This window comes from Collinsella sp. CLA-ER-H7 (genome assembly GCF_040092345.1).
Classification (GTDB): domain Bacteria; phylum Actinomycetota; class Coriobacteriia; order Coriobacteriales; family Coriobacteriaceae; genus Collinsella.
On record NZ_JBBNLT010000037.1, the window covers coordinates 1 to 544 of the forward strand.

At 65.8% G+C, this 544-nt stretch carries 1 protein-coding gene and 1 pseudogene; both read left to right on the forward strand.

All coding sequences use genetic code 11. The annotated features are described in order from the left end of the window. A pseudogene (locus AAAX75_RS10060) lies at positions 1 to 208 on the forward strand (bifunctional adenosylcobinamide kinase/adenosylcobinamide-phosphate guanylyltransferase); the annotation flags it as partial. Next, positions 205 to 544: adenosylcobinamide-GDP ribazoletransferase (locus tag AAAX75_RS10065; RefSeq protein WP_349092078.1), on the forward strand; the 340-nt coding region annotated here is incomplete at its 3' end. The pseudogene AAAX75_RS10060 and the gene AAAX75_RS10065, both read left to right, overlap by 4 nt.

The following is a 544-nucleotide window of genomic DNA, read 5'->3' on the forward strand; positions in this document are numbered from 1 at the left end:
TATCGAACGGCTCGCTCAGGCCGCTGCGTATACGGTGGTGGTCACCGTCGACGTGTTCGCCGATGGGATACGCTACGATGAGGGGACCGAGGCATGGAGGCGCGCGCTCTCGCGCGTAAACGCGGGCGTGGCGGCGCTGGCCGACCGCGCAGTCGAAGTGGTATGCGGGATTCCCGTGTGGATGAAAGGCGAAGGACCTACAAGGTGAAGATAGCAGAGGCAATCGGCGCGGCGTTCGGAACGTTCTCGCGCATCCCCGTCCCGAAATCGACATGGACCGATTTCGGGTCAACCCATGCGCTTGCCGCGTTTCCCCTAGTGGGCCTTGCGGAAGGCTTCCTCATAACGGCGTGGGGGTACGTGGCGAACCTGCTCGGCGTGCCCGCGACCATCGTCGCGGCCGTGCTTGTGGCGCTGCCTGTGGTGGTGACGGGAGGCATCCACCTAGACGGGCTCTGCGACACCTCCGATGCGCTTGCAAGTTGGGCCCCGCGCGAGCGAAAGCTTGAGATCATGCACGACCCGCGGGCGGGCGCCTTCGGGG